Raw genomic sequence first — 15,909 nt, 5'->3', positions numbered from 1 at the left:
GGAAAAAAGGGCGTCAGGTGCGGTACACACCTCTCGCCCTTGTAAAAGACCCGCTATCTGTGAGCAGAAGAGATTGGGGCGTTGAGAACCACTCACACCAGCATCGGCGGTTCGGGCCAGACGCCATTATCGAAGGCATGCAGGATCGCACGATTGAACGAAAACACGCTGCGGTAGCGTTCGCGGTACGGTGGCGGCAGTTGTTGCTCGCTGCGGTATAGACATTCCACGGCGGACTGCAAAGCATTGTTAGCTTCGGTTATCAAACCCTGAGCGCGGAGGACCTGAGCACGTGCAAACCAGACCTGCTGTGGGTTTTCTACCTGTGGCGCTCGCGCCAGGTACTCCACAGCCTCCAGGCTATACCGGTCAGCAGCCTCGATGTCGCCAAGACGCAGGCAGGCTATCGCCAGAAATGCGCGGTCGACACTCACATCGATATGCCCCTGCGCGACGCGCAACGCCAGTCCCTGTTCCATCAACCGACGGGCTTCTTCCAGCCGTCCCTGCTGGAGCAGCGCCGCGCCCAGGTTCGCCAGCGCTGCCGCCTGTTGCGCAGGCAGCGGAATCGCAACCGCACGCTCATACGACTCGCGCAGCCATGGCTCGGCTTCGGCGCCGCGTCCCATCCAGACCAGCGCCGCACCCCTGTTGCTGGCGGTGACACACATGCCACGCGCATCGTTGATCGCCTGGAACAGTTCCCAGGCTTCCTCTGCCAGGCGCAACCCGTTGTCAAAATTGCCAATGCGCAACGCCAGGGTGCACGCATTGATACGAGCGGCTGCCATACCCTGGCGCAGTTCGAGCGCAGCATACCCCGCATAGGCGGACTGGTACGCTTCGAATGCCGCTTCAAACTGCCCCAGGCGGGCGTGCATCCGGGCGACCAGCACCCAGGCGGCGGCTTCGCTATCGGGCGCGCCCCGCTGCGCAAACAGACGTTGCGCCTCCTGTCCATACGTCAGCGCACTGACGAAATCGTTGCGCACGGTAGCCATATTCCCAAGGTTCAACATCAGTTGCGGCAATGTTGGTGATGAGGGTTCGATCAGGTGCACGGCGTGCTTCAAGGCGCTTTCGGCAGCGTCGAAACGCTCCCGTCCCTGCTCGATGTCGGCGCGGGTCAGCCAGCAGCGCGCCTGCGCTTCACGATCACGCTGCTGCTGTGCCAGCGCCAGCGCGCGTTGGAGTATCTCGTCCGCTTCGTGCCACTGCTGGTTGTGTCCGAGGGCGCGCGCCAGCAGACACAACGTTGCCCAGTCGCTGTGAAGTGTGAACACTGCCGCTCGACGCAGCGCATCGATAGCGGCATTCCACTCGTTGCACGCAAGGGCAAGACGCCCGCGTTTGCGATAGACTTCGGCGCGCCAGTCGGGGTGATCGGGTGACTGTTCGACGAAACGCTCCAGTGTCTCCAGCGTCGCGCGTTGTTCATCGCGCAACCCGTGTTCGTGCAGAATTGATTCCTGTTCGCTCAACAATTCGAACAGCACGTGTCGATCACGAACCAGCCCCAGACCACACTGAAGCGCCGTGAGTGCAGCATCGCGCGCATAGAGCGACCGGGCGCGCCGCGCCGCCTGAAGCCACATCGCGGCTGCCTCATCTGGTTGATCGGCGGACTCAAGATGGGATGCAATTCGCGCAGGGTCCGCGTTGTGCTGACGCATCACCAACGCAGCCTGACGGTGCAGCCGCTGGCGACGCGCCGGACTCAGGCTTTCCAGCACTGCTTCCCGCACCTCTGGATGCGCGACGACGTACCGTGATCCGTCAAACGTGAGCCAGTCGCGTGCCTGAAGTTCCTCACAGGCGTGTTCCACCTCGTCGGCGGTGCGTCCGCTGACCTGCTGAATCTCAAGCGCATCACCGCTTTGCAGCACCGCTGCTGCTTCCATAACCTGGCGGATGGTCGGGGCAAGCGATTTCAACTGAATCTGAATGGCTTCGTGCAGTGACAAAGGAAGTGCGGAAAGGTCTTTTCCGGCAGCAACCATCGCACGCACCATCTCGCGGGTTGCCAGCGGCGCACCGCCCGTCTGCCGCCAGATCTGTTCAGCCGTCGTCGTCGGCAGACCGGCATGCTGCGCCAGACCGATGACTGTCGGGTGATCGAATGCAGTCAGCGTCAACGATTGCAGCATGCCGCGTGCGCGCAGATCGGAGAGCATCGCGTTGAGGGCGCCCTCTGCGGTGCGACACGTGATCACCAGCGCCAGATTCGTTCCGTGCAGCGAACGCGCCAGCCAGGCGACGGCTTCTATCGAGAGTGGATCGGCCTGATCCAGGTCTTCCAGCGCCACGATAACCGGCTCTCCGCCTGCCAGCGCATGGACGGCGCGTGGCAGCGCCTGCAACAACCGCCGCTGCAAGAGGTGGTGGGACGATGGTGATTCTTCTGTGGGCTGGCGAATGGGTTGCAATCGGAGGAAAACGGCGCGCAACTCCGGCAGCACGCGGACGGCCTCAGTCATCCGCACGTCGGTCGGCAAAGCACGCTCTGCGTCAGGATGGTTCAATCGCTCGCGCAGCGCCGTATCGAGCAGGTCGATCATGACGCCAAAGGGGCGTTGCTGACCTGATCGCCGTGCACCGGATAGCCAGACCAGAAGATTGGTCGTTGTCTGTCGAATCTGATCCAGCGCCTGGCGAACCATGCGCGTTTTCCCGCTGCCAGCCGGTCCCTCCACAACGACAACCGGCGACGATCCGGTGAGCGCGGTGCGCATGGCCGCGACCAGATCTGCTGTCAACGTCGTCGTGAGTGTCGCTGGCGAGGTATGTTCCGCACGACCGGTGGAACTGCGGATGGCGGATGGAAGCGACTGATCCCGGAATGCCAGCGACCGCGCAGTATCGAGCTGGTTATTCAGAATAGCCCGATAGAGCGCCGCAGTGTCTGCGTCCGGCTCAAGCGCCAGTTCGCGTTCGAGCAACGCAACACAGACGGTAAACTGCCGAATGGCGTCACTGCGACGACCGGTTTTTGCATAGAGCCATATCGCCTTGCGGTGCAGCATTTCAGAGAGCGGATCGAGAACGAGCGCATGTTCAACCGCAGCAATAGCGCGGTCAAAATCGCCTGTGCTGGCGTATCCATCGACGAGACGCCGCCAGATATCGAGGATCATGCGCTCGAAGCGTTCGCGCTGCTGGAGGAGCCAGTGTTCGAACTCCGGCGACTCTTCGAGTTCCAGACCGCTCAGCAGCGGTCCGGCATAGAGTCGCGTCGCCTGCTCGGCAGCGCGTAAGCCGTCCGGATCGGGCAATGTGCGCGCCTGACCGGATAAGCGCACGAACTCACGGGCATCGACCCGGCACATACTGGCATCGAAACGAATGACGCCACTGCCGATCCCGGCTTCACCGGTCAACAACCGGTCAGCCAGCGGACCGACCGACTGACGCAGTTGTGAGAGTAAACGGCGTAACCGTTGACGTCCGACGGTCTGCGGCGAGTCGGGCCACAACAGGTACGTCAGTTCATCGCGGGTGACGGAACGTTCGCTGAGCGCCAGCACAGCCATAATTGCCAGCGGTTGTCGCCGGCGGAACGGCACGTCGTGCTGGTCGAGCAAAAGGCGCGGCGTGCCGAAAACCCGGAGTTCGAGCGATGGATGTGGATGATGCGGACCGATCATGACGATGCGTTTGCGATTCGGGCGGATTGAACCGGATACTCTGCGTGTGATGGTATTATACCTGTTCAGACATCGCTTTTGTCGTCTTGCGCTATGCATCAGCCGCAAAGCGACATTGATGTCGAGCGTTGCGTTTGCTGAAGATAACGCAATGCTGAATTGTTTTCTCAAACATCTGCATTCACTCAATCGTTGCGTCTCAGACGCACAGGAGACCTATGATCGAGATTTTTACCGATGGCGCCTGCCGTGGCAATCCCGGTCCCGGCGGCTGGGCGGCGGTCATCGTTCAGAACGGCGAGGTGATCGAAATCGGCGGCGCTGAGGAGCGGACGACAAATAACCGCATGGAACTGCGCGCCGCAGTCGAGGCGTTGCGGCGGGTTCCGCCCAATGCGCCGGTGCGCCTGACGACCGATAGCGAGTACCTGCTGCACGGCGCGACTCACTGGCTTCTGTTGTGGAAAAAGCGCAACTGGCTCACCACTGAACAAACGCCGGTCGAACATCGCGATCTCTGGGAAGAACTGGATGCGCTCGCCGATCAGCGTGTCACGTGGCAGTACGTGCGCGGGCATAGCGGCGATCCATGGAACGAACGCGCCAACACGCTGGCTCAGGCGTATGCCGATGGACGTGCGACAGGTCGGTCCCAGGGGAAGGCACGCAGACACATGTCGTACCTGAGCCTGGTGCATGGCGTGCTGGCGCGCCATGCGACCTGGGAAGAGTGCCGCGCGCGGGTGCATGGCGTCTCTGGCGCGCGCTGGAAGAAATGCGCCTCACCGGAAGAAGAGCGCGAGACCGTCATCCGCTGGGGGATGCCGGTCGAAGCGCTCGAGGAGTTGGATGCCGGGGAGTAGGGATCCTTACAGGGGTAGGTTTTTTGGGAAGCCCTTGCATTTCTTTTCTCATTCTGGGTTTCAGGAAGCCCAGACTCCCCCTTTTCCCCTTGTGGGAGAAGGGGGTTGGGGGGATGAGGGGCAAAAGCGCACAGGAATGCAGCAAACCGCGCATCTCTCCCAGGAACTCTACACCTGAGAGGGGGAGGGATCAGGGGTACGGGTTCCGACGCTGTGATTTCGATAGACGTGATCGCTGATAGCGGCTGCGCCGCAGTCATCCCCTCGCCTGTGTAGCGTGGCTCCTCACGGATCGTCCGCGACGGCAGTCGCCCGTGGTAGTGGGTGTAGGGGCGCCCGTCTCTATCAAATCGTCGGCATCACCCGCAGGTCGATCATGTCCTCAACCGGCGATGACTCGCGTTCCGCCGCTTTTGCCAGGCGAACTTTTTCCGCATGCATCGCAGCGAGCCAGTGGTGCAGACCGCTCAACGCCTCCTGGTCATCGGGTTGATCGAGCAGACGCGCCATGTCCTGCAGCGTCCGTTTGTTCATGCGCAACAGGATCGTATTGAGGCGCGCCGTTGTTTCTTCATCGAGATCGCTCCACAGGGTGCAGAGCGCAATCAATGCCTCGATGCGCCGCGCAAAGAGCGCGCGTTCTTCCGGGCTGCCAGCGTAGTAGGGCGGGCAAACCGGCAGATTGTCATTCGTCAGCGCGTTGCGCAGAAACGTGGCATAGTCCGCCTGAACATCGTCGTAGGCGGAGCGCATATCGTTGAGTTGCTGATCGATCTCCGAAAGGAGCGTCACGAGGCGCACCCAGCGATGATCGTCGAAGGTGAACCCGCCGCGCCTTCTCCCGGCTGCCTCTGGTTCCTGCGGCAGCAACGCGCGCCCGGCAAGTTGCCCCTTGTGCATAATCGCCGCGATGGTCTGGCGCGGCATGCGCAGGTTGAGTCCGCCTTCATCGGGTTTCAGCCGCACGCGCACCACGCGCTCGTTGTACCCTGGCAGGCGCGCCTGCGCCGTGTCGCGGTAGTTCTGCGCTGTGCCGAAGATCGACCAGAAGAACGCCGGAAGGCTGCCGATTGCGCGCCATTCGATGTAATCATCGCCCGGTCCAGCAGGCGGCAGATACACCTCACCTCGCGGATCGCTGAACGGTGCGGCGGAGCGCATCTGTGGCGGCGGTGCGGGCGCGGCAGCACGAAAGTCGGTGCGCCCAAGATGCGCCTGTTTGACAGTAACGCCGGGTTGCACCGGTTCTGCTGCGGCTTCCGCAACATCGTCGGCAAGGAGGGTCTGGAGAAACTGTTCATTGTCGGCTTCATCGGCAGGGAGTTGCACCAGGTTGATGCCAAAGGTCGGATGGGTCGGCAGCCAGCGGTCGAAGAAATGGATCGGGAAGTTGCTGGCAATCCCGCCATCACTGAAGACATGACGCTGAACATGATCCGCGCGCAGAGTCTTTCCGGCGCTCGCCTCGCGTTGCCCGGCGACGCTGATGGTGTAGAGCGGCACGGCGGCGATCAGGAGCGGAAAACTCAAGCTCATGCGCGCTCCCACAACCACCGGTATATCACGCCATGCAGGGAGCGGCAGCAACGTTTGCGAAGCGCCCCGCGCATCGGCGATGCGGTATACGGCGCCAGCGCTGTGTGCGCGCAGATGTTCGACAACAACATCGGGAAACAGGCGCGCCCACTCGTTCGGATCGAAGAGAAACCGCCCCAGGTCTTTCGGCAGCACATACGGCATGTGCTCACTCAGGTTGCTGGTCATCGTGCGCAGCGCAATGCCCTTCCTTTCCAGATCGCCGAACGTCAACGGCGGCTGGCGCGCGTCGCGTCCCGCCAGCCCGTTGATGACCGCGTGGAGCCAGTCGGTCAGCGCGGGAGGTCTGCCACGCCCCTGATCGTCTCCCAGTGTCGGCGGCCATCCTGTCGGTGATGCGTCTGCGACGTGACCGCTGCACAGCCCAAACAGGTTGCGCGGCAGTTCGTAAACCGCCAGCCAGACAAGATGCCCTGCGCCTGCCAGGATGCCGACAATCGCGCCGATCAGAATGGCAGACGCCACCCATCCGACGACGTGTATTGGAGAAGCGAAACCATCGTTGGATATTGAAATCAGCATCTGGAAGGCAAGAACGATTAACACAACCATCACGCCGACTCCCAGCGTCACCTGCGGATGATGGCGTATCAACACCCGTGCACTGCGAAGGAACAGTGTCAGGGCGCGCCAGGCAAAGCGCATTCCAATCGCAGGAATGCGGAGTGCGCCTGCGCCAGGCATGTGCGTCGATGGACGCCCCGGAGAAGTCTGGGATTGTGTTCTGGACGCGATAGTCAGGTCGAGCAGGACGTTGAACAGGGGTTTCATACGTGGCAGCGGTTGAAACAGCCCAGGAATATGATCCTCGCGTTCGCCAAGCCAGGCGCGCAATCGGTCAAGCCGCAGAAAACTGCTGCGATACCCGGCGTATGGCACATCGCGTCCACATTCTGCAGCGGCAGCGGCTGCGGCAGCAATCGCGCCTGCCGACGTGCCGCCGACATTGACAAAACGGTAGCGCGTGGCAAGCTCGATGATTGCAGGCGGGTATACGATACCGCTGGTGATCCCGCCTTTCATCACCAGATCGCAGCGACGCAGATCATCCTTGATGAAATCGGCGTCGGTGTAGACTGGAGTGCTGTCGTGGCTCATGCCGGTTTCCCTTCGTTCAGGTATGCGACGTTCAGTGACAGCGTGCGTCGAAGCAGTCTACCACAATCTGGTACAATGTTCAGTATGTTGAATGAACTGTTTTTGATCCGACATGCCGCGCCGGATCGCACAACCGGATTGCCCTACACAGTGATGCCAGGTCCGCCATTGACGCTGCGCGGTGAGGAAGAGGCAGTGCAGGCGGGGCACTGGCTGCGAGATCGTGGTATCGAACGTCTGCTTTCGTCGCCGTTCACCCGCACGGTTGCAACGGCAACGGTGATCGGGCAACTGATCGGGCTGACGCCGACCGTTATCGAGGCGCTGCGTGAAGTTGCACCGGGTGAGCAGCATTCAGAGGTGCGCGCCCGGATCGCCGATCTCCTCAATCAACTCGACGACACGCCGTTGCAGCGTGTGGCGCTTGTGACCCATGGCGGTTGCATCCTGGCTGCGCTGCACTACACAACCGGCGACCGTATCGATCTGAGCGGGCATCGGTACGATAACGGCAACCACGCCCCGACCGCCGGAATCTGGCATGGCGTGCGCACCGATCAGGGGTGGCGCTGGTCGCTCGCGTTCCGCCCGGATATGGCGGTGGAGAGTTGAAGGTTGCAGATGGAAGGTTGCGCGTTGAAAGTTGCACGTTGAAGGTGAAAGGTGGAAGGTTGCACGTTGAAGGTGAAAGGTGATCTCCCACCCCTATAGCGAAATGCAAAATGATTGAGCCACGTGCGTGCCGGGGGCGCGGGCGGCTCGCCTGGCTCCAATGATTGAGCCGCGTGCGTGCCGGGTGCGCGGGCGGCTCGCCCGCATGACCGTATGAGGCGCGCAATTCCGAAGGTCACCTGTTTTTGCACGTCGCTGTAACCTCATATCCCCTCAGTTCAGTTCTTGTCACTTCTCTGGTATTGTCGTACAATACGACATACGATAGTAAAATTGTCTGGACCCAGCAATGAGGCTTCCATAGCCCGGATTTTCCGAGAATGCAGCGTATTCGTAACGTTCTTCGGAAGAAATACATCGCAGCCTCTGGCATGATGCACTGCTCGACATCATATCGAACACTTGTATGAATGACACGCTCTGTCCCCGCCCATGCCCGGCAGTTGCTGCCATGCGCAACGATTTCAACGCCCTGCGCGATCACCTGGCCACCGGTCATCGCTGTGTCGATGCATGGCTGGCGCTGGCAGACCTAGTGACCGTTCCAGCGCACCGTCTCGATTGCCTGGCGCGTGCCAGCGCCCTGGCGCCCGACGATATCGAACTGGAAATCACCTACCTGGAGCAGCGCCTGATCATTGATCCAGGTGATACCGAAGCCTCCGGTGCGCTGCGTGCCGCGCGCGCGCGGCGGGTGTTGATGGGACACAAGCCGCGCATCTTCAAGCAGATGGACGCCTCGCCAACCCTGGGGTCAATCCTGGTGCAGATGGGGGCAATCACGCAACAGGAACTGGAATGGTTGCTCGAAGAACAGGCGGCAATTCGTCGCCGCGGTGAACAGATGATGTTCGGCGATGTTGCCATTGCGCGCGGCAAAGTAACCCCCGAAACGCTGGCGCGCGCCCTGATGACCCAGATTCAACAGCGGATCGGGAATGATGCCGCGCCCCGCGCCCTTGGCGAATACCTGATCGCCAGCGGGCTGCCGCCAGAGCGTCTCGAACAGGCGCTAACCGAGCAGATCTACCTCCGGCGGGTTGGTCGGCGCGAGACGCTTGGCGAGATTCTGATCCGGCGGCGGTGGATTACGCGCGATCAACTGGAACGCGCACTGGCGCAGCAGCAGCACGATGCGCTGTCGCTGTTCCGTTGAAGGCGCAACGTTCTCGCAGCGGGCACCCGCTGCACGTCAGGCAGTGGGTTGCGCACTTGCGCGGATCGGCAAACGTGCGTCGCGCGCCGGGCTGGTTGCAGCGCGGGTGACGCGCCAGGCAATGGTGAACGCAGGCTTCGATGATCAGCGCGTGGAACTGGGCGAAGAAGAAGGTGCTGCTGCCGTTCGCCTCGATTGCCCGGTGCACATGGAAGTTCTCTCGAACGGTGATCGAAACCTCGGGCAGGAGCGGGATCAGCGCGTGCTCGACCAGGCGCTGGACTGCATCATACGGCGCACGCAGGAAGTCGAACCCCGGCGCCAGATCGAGGCGCGCAAACAGGCGTCGCGCATACGCATCCACCACAAATAGCGACCATCCGCCGCCGTAGAGCATGATCGTGTCCGCCGTTTCGCGCCCGATGCGCGGTAGCGCCAGCAGACGGTTGCGCACGGTCATACGGTCGCCGGTGAGCAACCGTGTCGTGTCACCGTCGTACTCCTGCACAATCTCACGACAGATGGCGTGCAGCCCCGTGGCTTTTTGGGCATGGAAGGCGCAGGGACGGATCAGCGCAGCAAGCGAGTCGGTCGTGACCGTCGCAAGCCGCTCTGGCGACATCAACCCGGCGTCGCGCAACCGAATGATCGCCGTCTCGACCGTTTCCCAGCGCGTTTGCTGCACCAGCACCGCGCCGACCAGCACCTCGAACGGCGGATCATCGGTGATAACGGGCCACCAGTGCGGTTCGTGACCGAAGTGTTCGTCGAGGGCGGCAAAGCACGCCAGCAACCGTTCCCCCAACGCGCGATAGTCAGTCACACCAGCTCCAGAGCGAAATCGACCTCGAACAGACGATTCCAGGGCAAACGGGTGCTGCCGGGTGTCACGCGCCAGCGACCGGCAAAGCCGGGAAGTGCGCCAATACGCGCATTGAGGTGGGTTTCGATCCAGCGACAGATCGCACCGATCGTTGTATCGTCCGGCTCATGTACTCCCGCCATCCGTTCGAGCAAGGCGCGCGCAGCGCGCCGCACCACATGCTGATACCCCCAGTCTTCGACAAAACGGTGGAGCAGGAAGCGGAGATGAGCGATCTGCTGCACCGGCGTCGTCGCCAGCAGCGCCGCGCATCCCTGCGCCAGCGCCGTGCCGATCGTATTACCGGCGGTATTCCAGGCGCCGAACCCTGCCAGTTTGAGGAGATCGACCTTCTCGATCAGCAACTCCATCAACACCGGATCGGCGCCATTCGGGTAGGCCACATCCGCCACAATCACCTTTTGACCATGCTCCTGAAGTTCATGGACGCGATCCACCAGCGCGTCGAGATGATCGTAGCGCTCATCGCGCTCTTCGGCGGCAAACGACTCGTCCCACTCGGTGCGACGCGGCGACGGCGTATTGACCGCCAGCCACAGATCAGGTTCGCCATCGCCGGTTGCGAGTGTCCCGCCGATAGCCTGGATCTGCCGTTCGACTGTCAAACGGACGGGACCATCTTCATACGGCGCGACGATCTCCTCGCCGCCAGGGATGGCGTACAGCGGCGCAATCCGCGGCGTCCGTCTGGTATGCTGATTGATAACCCGCGCCAGCAGCGCACATCCCACTTCATCGGCGCCGGGATACATCAGGAGCGTTCCTGGCGTTTGCAACGCCTGATCCTGTCCATCCGTCAGCGGGTGATCCCTGCCGAGCGTCAACAGTTCCGCCCAACTCGCCAGCCATCGTTTTTCGCGCGATCCAAGCCCGAACGGACTGGTATCGTCGGAACTGAGGACCAGCAGATTGATCGCGCCCGAGTCGAGCAGATGGAGCGACGCAAGGTTAACGATATGGTTGCGCAACCGGCGGCGCAGCATATCGCGCAGAACTTCAGGGGGGATTTCGTCGCGGAGTGCAGCAATCTCGTCGAGCAGCGGCTCACCCTGCGCAGCGCGGTCGAGCAACTGCGATAGACGGTAGAGGCGTGTGCCGTAGGTTTCCCAGTAGAGCGGCTCTTCGGTGCAGGCATTGGCATTGGAAATACGGGTGATAACATTGAACGCCAGGATCGGCAGGTCGGGCAGTTCCGCCCTGATCGCCCGCAAGACATCCAGACGGCTCACCACAGCGCCGGGTGGATCATCAGAGATGCGCGATGCGATCAGTCCCCCGAACGCCAGCATCTCAACATCGACGATCAGCGCATCCAGTGCTGGCGCAATCGCGCGCAACCAGGCAGCGAGATCGTCGCAGCGCGCCGGTTCTCGCAGATGGCTGAGCAGATCATCCGGCGGCAGCGCCAGTTCGACCCCGGCGATTGCCGCAATCATCGCCGGATATCGGGTATTGACCGGCCGCTCATCGAGCGGAAGCAGACCAACCCTCATGGTGACAGTATCCCCCCTGATGATGAATGAATATTGACTTCGCTGCAAACACGCACCGCTGAGACGCCGAGGGCACAGAGAACCCTCCAAACGAACCATGATGGATTGCTGGCGCAGCATGCGGGTGCGTGACTCACGATGGAATCCGTCGCTGCGAATGCTGCGCCGCAGCGGTGACGCACGTTTTTGCAGTGGCCTCAATAATAAGAAACCGCACGATGAGCGCCATCATGCGGCTTCGGAACACATCGACGCGCAGCAACGCGCTACTTGGTTTCGCGGTAGATGACGTGCCGCCGCAGGGTTGGATCATAGCGGCGCAGTTCGAGCCGGTTGGGATCGTTCTTGCGGTTCTTCGTTGTTGTGTACGTATGTGCGCTTTCGGTGCTGCGCAGTTTGATGATGATCCGATTTCCTTTTTTGCTTGCCATAGTCTATCACTGCCTCGAATGTCATCTGCTATCGTATAACGCTATAAGTATTGTAGCAGTAAGCGTCGGTCCTGGCAAGCAGCTGATTGACAGCATCGGTTTATACCACGTATAATTCTCCTATCCCCCGCTCGCGCTCTGAAAAATCGGACATAGTTGTTCACCAAAGGAGGGACTCGATGCTGAATCTCGCCATCTTGCTGGAGGAGAGCGCTCGCCGCACGCCTGGAAAGACCGCCGTCATCCTCGATAGCATCCGCCTGAACTATGCCGAACTGAACGGCGCCGCCTGCAAAATCGCCAATGGTCTGACGAAACTCGGTGTTCGTCCTGGCGACAAGGTTGCGATCATGCTCCCCAACACGCCGCACTTCGTCATGTGCTACTACGGCATCCTGAAGGCAGGAGCGACCGTCGTGCCGCTGAATGTGCTGTTCAAGCGCCACGAGGTCGAGTATCATCTAGAGGATAGCGATTCGGTAGCGTTGATTGTCTGGGAAGGTTTTCTCGACGAAGCGGCGTATGGTTTTCGCATGGCTGAAACCTGTCGTCATCTGATCGTCGCACAGGCGCCCGGTTCAACTGCAACCCTCCCGGATGGCGCGATTCCACTTGGCAACATCCTTGCCGAAAATCCGCACGTCTTCGACACCATCCAGACGATGCCGGACGACACGGCGGTCATTCTGTACACCAGCGGCACCACCGGCCGTCCGAAGGGCGCCGAACTGACCCACGCCAACATGTTCCTCAATGCGACGATCTGCGCCGATAAGTTGCTCGATATCTCATCCGATTCGGTGGGCCTGGCAGTGTTGCCGTTATTCCACAGTTTCGGGCAGACGTGTGTGATGAACACGCTGCTCTACCTTGGCGGAACAATCACGTTGCTGCCGCGCTTCGAGCCGCAGAAGGCGCTGGAGGTGATGGCGCGCGACCGGGTGACCTATTTTGCCGGTGTGCCAACGATGTACTTCTACCTGCTCAATTTCCCGAATGCGGATCAGTACGATCTGTCAGCGCTCAGGTTCTGCGTGTCGGGTGGCGCAGCGATGCCGGTGGAGGTGATGCACGCCTTCAACCGCAAATACAACGTCACCATTCTCGAAGGGTATGGTCTCTCCGAAACCTCGCCGGTTGCATCGTTCAACCACCTCGACCGGGAGCCGAAGCCTGGTTCGATCGGCATTCCGATCTGGGGCATCGAGATGCGCGTGGTGGACAGCGAAGGGCGTGAGGTTCCCAACGGCGAGTTGGGGGAGATCGTCATTCGCGGTCATAATGTGATGAAAGGGTACTACAAGCGCCCCGACGCCACCGCCGACGCGATCCGCAACGGCTGGTTCTACAGCGGCGACATTGCGTACCGCGACGATGACGGGTTCTTCTTTATCAAAGACCGCGTGAAAGATATGATCATCCGCGGCGGCTTCAATGTCTATCCGCGTGAGATCGAAGAGGTGCTCTACGGGCATCCCGCTATTGCCGAAGCGGCGGTGATCGGCGTGCCCGATCCGGCGCTCGGCGAAGAGGTGAAGGCAGTGGTGGCGTTCAAACCGGGGCAAACCGCCACCGAGGCTGAGATCATCGAATACTGCAAAGAACGCCTGGCAGCCTACAAGTATCCGCGCTTCGTCGAAATCCGCGATACGCTGCCCAAGACGGCAACCGGAAAGATCCTCAAACGTGAACTTCGCCAGGTTGATACCGGTGTGAGTCAGATGGAAGCGACCGCCAGCGCATAGTTGTTGCAGAACGCTCGACGCAGGAGAGACCGGCGTCGAGCGTTCCACACTGCCGATCGATTATGCTGCAACCGTGCCAGCATGTCGCGCCAGCGCCTGGCGCAGCACCGGGTATGGTTGTGCGCCGATCAGTCGCTCGACCACACGCCCCCCTTTGAAGATGTACAGCGCAGGGATGCTGCTGATGCCAAAGCGCTGCGCCGTGCGCGGGTTGTCGTCCACATTCAATTTGGCCACCACCGCGCGCCCGGCAAATTCCTGCGCCAGTCGCTCGACTGCTGGCGCGACGGCGCGACACGGACCGCACCACGGCGCCCAGAAATCGACAAGCACCGGTTGATCGCTGCGTGCGACGATCTGATCGAACGTGGCATCACTGAGCGTCACCGGCATTGCGCTGACGCCGCGTTCCTCCGCTTCCTGTCGCGCGGCGCGCACATCGGATGTCGGATGGGCAACCGGTCGCCGCAGCGGCACGCTCGGACCGGCGGGCAATGGCGGTTGTGTGCCTCCCTCCGCCAGATACGTCAACCATGCCCGCAAGGACTCTTCCGCTACAGCGCCGGTTGTTTGCGCCACCGGCGCGCCGTTTTTAACGAAGACCAGACCGGGAAGGGCAGTGATGGCGTACTTCCGCACCAGCGCCGGATTATCATCGGCATCTACCCGTGCCAGGAGGACGCGCCCCGCGAAGAGTTTCGCCAGCCGCTCGATCACCCCATCGAGTTGCTGACAGGTCGGACAACCGTGGCGGTCGAATATCAATACCACCGGCAAACCGGCGCGCAGCACGCGGTCGATGCTCTGCTCACTTGTACGAACAGGTGTTGCAAATGCCATTGTCGTCTTCTCCTGATCATTGTCGTTGTTTGCACCTGACGCTGGCATAACTATACGCTGTTGACATTGGTTCTGCGGTAGCAGTGTGTTAGAGGAATGCTAACGTCATAGTACGGTGTGCTCTGTAACCGAACAACGGCGCCGTGCATCATATGGGCGGAACAGGAGGGGGACAGTATGTTCTGGCGCAGAACATCGGCGGTGCGCGCATCAAACGTCACCGCGCCATCGCAACAAGAGTTGCAGCATCTGCACGAGCAGGCCATCAATCGGCGGTATGATTTGCGCGTCTGTAACCCGGCGCACGGCGGCTTTTACGCATATATGGCGCGCTACAAGGATACCGTGAACGATGCCGACGCTCTTGATCATCTGGCGGAAGAGATCGTCGCGCGCCAGGCGCGTCTAACCCATGATCCTGGATTGTACGAGTCGTTCGGGCGCCTGGCGGAACTTGCACGCTGGCGTGCCCGAATGCTACGCTCTGGTCATTCGTGATCTGGTGCTCTAGCCGCCCATCAGCGTCGCGCGGATCAGCGCCATGCCCGCCAGGAACGCACCGGTCGCCAGGAGTGCGAACGTCGCCGGGCGCGCCAGTTGCGTCACACGTGTGATCGTTCCATCGTAGTTCATCACCGCCGCAATTGCGGTCACTGCTGTCACAAACAGCGTCCCTGCAACACCGATCAGGTCGAGCAGCGCGAGGGGCCACGCCAGCAATCCGACATCGAGTAGAATGGCGGTCAGGATCGCGGTATTGATCAGGGCGATCATGCCCAGCTCGCGCCATTGCCCCAGCACCGGCAGATTCACCGCCACATCACGGCGCAGTGAGCGGTTGAAGAGAAGCGTCAACGCCACTGCCAGCCCTACACCAGCGCCCATGCCGGTTGCCGCGCGCAGATCGTTGCGCGGTTCGTACCACGGCGTCATCCCGATCTCATTGATCGTCGAATTAATGCCATCGACCGCCATGAGCGCCACGAGTCCGATCAGCGACGCCAGGATATGCCAGGGCGGAAGCGCGCCAGCGCGTGTTCGCCCGCGTAGCCGGATGACCCCCAGTGTTGCCAGGACGCTGAGATACATCCCCGTATCACGCGCGCAGAGCGGCAGCTGGATTCCGCCAACAAACAGGTTGTGCTGCTGAGCGCAGACGCCGCTGAGGATCAGAATCAACTTACGCTCCAGCGTCGGTGCAGGAACGAAGAAGATCGCCGTGATCAGCGCGATCAGGATGATGAGAAAGAACATTCGCCAGCGATGATCCTCTTCGGCGCGCCGCATCCGTATTGCTTCGGAGCGAGCGGCAAGCGTGGCGTGCACCTCTGCAATGACCCGTTCGGTGACCGGATCGCTGGATGATGGCTGATGTTCCCGCATAGATCTCCCCATCTGGTCCAGCGATAGTATACCGCGCTTTGTGTTGTATACGGATCGCTTTACACTTCAAAAATATGCAATGCGATAGCATAGGGCAGATTCGCA

Annotated in this window: 12 protein-coding genes; 5 read left to right on the top strand and 7 right to left on the bottom strand. The window is 61.2% G+C overall.

The features are described from left to right. Positions 1 to 92 precede the first annotated feature (92 nt). On the bottom strand, positions 93 to 3,644 hold the full coding sequence (locus tag ROSERS_RS05240; protein ID WP_041333079.1) for an ATP-binding protein: 3,552 nt from the start codon (positions 3,642 to 3,644) through the stop codon (positions 93 to 95). Positions 3,645 to 3,862: 218 nt separating this feature from the next. On the opposite strand from ROSERS_RS05240, the gene rnhA reads away from it, so the two are divergent. Beyond that, entirely contained in the window at positions 3,863 to 4,507 is a 645-nt protein-coding gene (rnhA, locus tag ROSERS_RS05235) for a ribonuclease HI (protein ID WP_011955776.1), read from the top strand. Positions 4,508 to 4,852: 345 nt separating this feature from the next. Here the strand turns inward: rnhA and ROSERS_RS05225 are convergent, their stop codons facing one another. Beyond that, complete coding sequence (locus ROSERS_RS05225) at positions 4,853 to 7,201, bottom strand: patatin-like phospholipase family protein (RefSeq protein WP_011955775.1); 2,349 nt, start codon at positions 7,199 to 7,201, stop codon at positions 4,853 to 4,855. Between the two features lie 102 nt (positions 7,202 to 7,303). Between ROSERS_RS05225 and ROSERS_RS05220 the strand changes: the two genes are divergently transcribed. Further along, positions 7,304 to 7,813, top strand: coding sequence for a histidine phosphatase family protein (locus ROSERS_RS05220; protein ID WP_232282770.1), 510 nt, complete (start codon positions 7,304 to 7,306; stop codon positions 7,811 to 7,813). A gap of 466 nt (positions 7,814 to 8,279) precedes the next feature. Continuing rightward, the gene (locus ROSERS_RS05215; protein WP_011955773.1) at positions 8,280 to 9,029 is read left to right on the top strand and encodes a hypothetical protein; all 750 of its coding nucleotides are present in this window, start codon (positions 8,280 to 8,282) and stop codon (positions 9,027 to 9,029) included. Here the strand turns inward: ROSERS_RS05215 and ROSERS_RS05210 are convergent. The 3 genes from ROSERS_RS05210 to rpmG all read right to left on the bottom strand — a co-directional run bounded on the left by ROSERS_RS05210 (position 8,962) and on the right by rpmG (position 11,836). Further along, a complete protein-coding gene (locus ROSERS_RS05210) occupies positions 8,962 to 9,852 on the bottom strand; it encodes an endonuclease III domain-containing protein (RefSeq protein ID WP_011955772.1) in 891 nt (296 codons plus the stop codon). The two genes, ROSERS_RS05215 and ROSERS_RS05210, sit on opposite strands and share 68 nt — an antisense overlap. Beyond that, the gene (locus tag ROSERS_RS05205; protein ID WP_011955771.1) at positions 9,849 to 11,405 is read right to left on the bottom strand and encodes a DUF4127 family protein; all 1,557 of its coding nucleotides are present in this window, start codon (positions 11,403 to 11,405) and stop codon (positions 9,849 to 9,851) included. Before ROSERS_RS05205 ends, ROSERS_RS05210 begins: the two co-directional genes overlap by 4 nt. 266 nt (positions 11,406 to 11,671) lie before the next feature. After that, entirely contained in the window at positions 11,672 to 11,836 is a 165-nt protein-coding gene (rpmG, locus tag ROSERS_RS05200; RefSeq protein WP_011955770.1) for a 50S ribosomal protein L33, read from the bottom strand. 179 nt (positions 11,837 to 12,015) lie between these two features. Here rpmG and ROSERS_RS05195 point away from each other — a divergent pair, with 179 nt between their 5' ends. After that, positions 12,016 to 13,581: a long-chain-fatty-acid--CoA ligase gene (locus tag ROSERS_RS05195; RefSeq protein WP_011955769.1), complete on the top strand. Its 1,566-nt coding sequence runs from the start codon at positions 12,016 to 12,018 to the stop codon at positions 13,579 to 13,581. Between the two features lie 60 nt (positions 13,582 to 13,641). On the opposite strand, the gene trxA is transcribed toward ROSERS_RS05195, so the two are convergent. Further along, entirely contained in the window at positions 13,642 to 14,421 is a 780-nt protein-coding gene (gene trxA, locus ROSERS_RS05190) for a thioredoxin (protein ID WP_011955768.1), read from the bottom strand. A gap of 177 nt (positions 14,422 to 14,598) precedes the next feature. On the opposite strand from trxA, the gene ROSERS_RS05185 reads away from it, so the two are divergent. Continuing rightward, positions 14,599 to 14,919, top strand: coding sequence for a hypothetical protein (locus tag ROSERS_RS05185; RefSeq protein ID WP_011955767.1), 321 nt, complete (start codon positions 14,599 to 14,601; stop codon positions 14,917 to 14,919). 9 nt (positions 14,920 to 14,928) lie between these two features. Here ROSERS_RS05185 and ROSERS_RS05180 read toward each other — a convergent pair whose 3' ends face one another. Beyond that, on the bottom strand, positions 14,929 to 15,804 hold the full coding sequence (locus tag ROSERS_RS05180; protein ID WP_011955766.1) for a DUF2085 domain-containing protein: 876 nt from the start codon (positions 15,802 to 15,804) through the stop codon (positions 14,929 to 14,931). Positions 15,805 to 15,909: the final 105 nt, after the last annotated feature.

The sequence above is a fragment of the Roseiflexus sp. RS-1 genome, from assembly GCF_000016665.1.
Classification (GTDB): Bacteria; Chloroflexota; Chloroflexia; order Chloroflexales; family Roseiflexaceae; genus Roseiflexus.
Note: the sequence above shows the minus strand (reverse complement) of the source record. Positions and strands in the feature narration are given on the sequence as shown.

Coding starts and splice junctions, on each gene's coding strand:
- ROSERS_RS05205 (WP_011955771.1), bottom strand. CDS start 11,405: ATGAGGGTTGGTCTGCTTCCGCTCGATGAGCGGCCGGTCAATACCCGA.
- ROSERS_RS05215 (WP_011955773.1), top strand. CDS start 8,280: ATGAATGACACGCTCTGTCCCCGCCCATGCCCGGCAGTTGCTGCCATG.
- rpmG (WP_011955770.1), bottom strand. CDS start 11,836: ATGGCAAGCAAAAAAGGAAATCGGATCATCATCAAACTGCGCAGCACC.
- ROSERS_RS05240 (WP_041333079.1), bottom strand. CDS start 3,644: ATGATCGGTCCGCATCATCCACATCCATCGCTCGAACTCCGGGTTTTC.
- rnhA (WP_011955776.1), top strand. CDS start 3,863: ATGATCGAGATTTTTACCGATGGCGCCTGCCGTGGCAATCCCGGTCCC.
- trxA (WP_011955768.1), bottom strand. CDS start 14,421: ATGGCATTTGCAACACCTGTTCGTACAAGTGAGCAGAGCATCGACCGC.
- ROSERS_RS05225 (WP_011955775.1), bottom strand. CDS start 7,201: ATGAGCCACGACAGCACTCCAGTCTACACCGACGCCGATTTCATCAAG.
- ROSERS_RS05180 (WP_011955766.1), bottom strand. CDS start 15,804: ATGCGGGAACATCAGCCATCATCCAGCGATCCGGTCACCGAACGGGTC.
- ROSERS_RS05195 (WP_011955769.1), top strand. CDS start 12,016: ATGCTGAATCTCGCCATCTTGCTGGAGGAGAGCGCTCGCCGCACGCCT.
- ROSERS_RS05185 (WP_011955767.1), top strand. CDS start 14,599: ATGTTCTGGCGCAGAACATCGGCGGTGCGCGCATCAAACGTCACCGCG.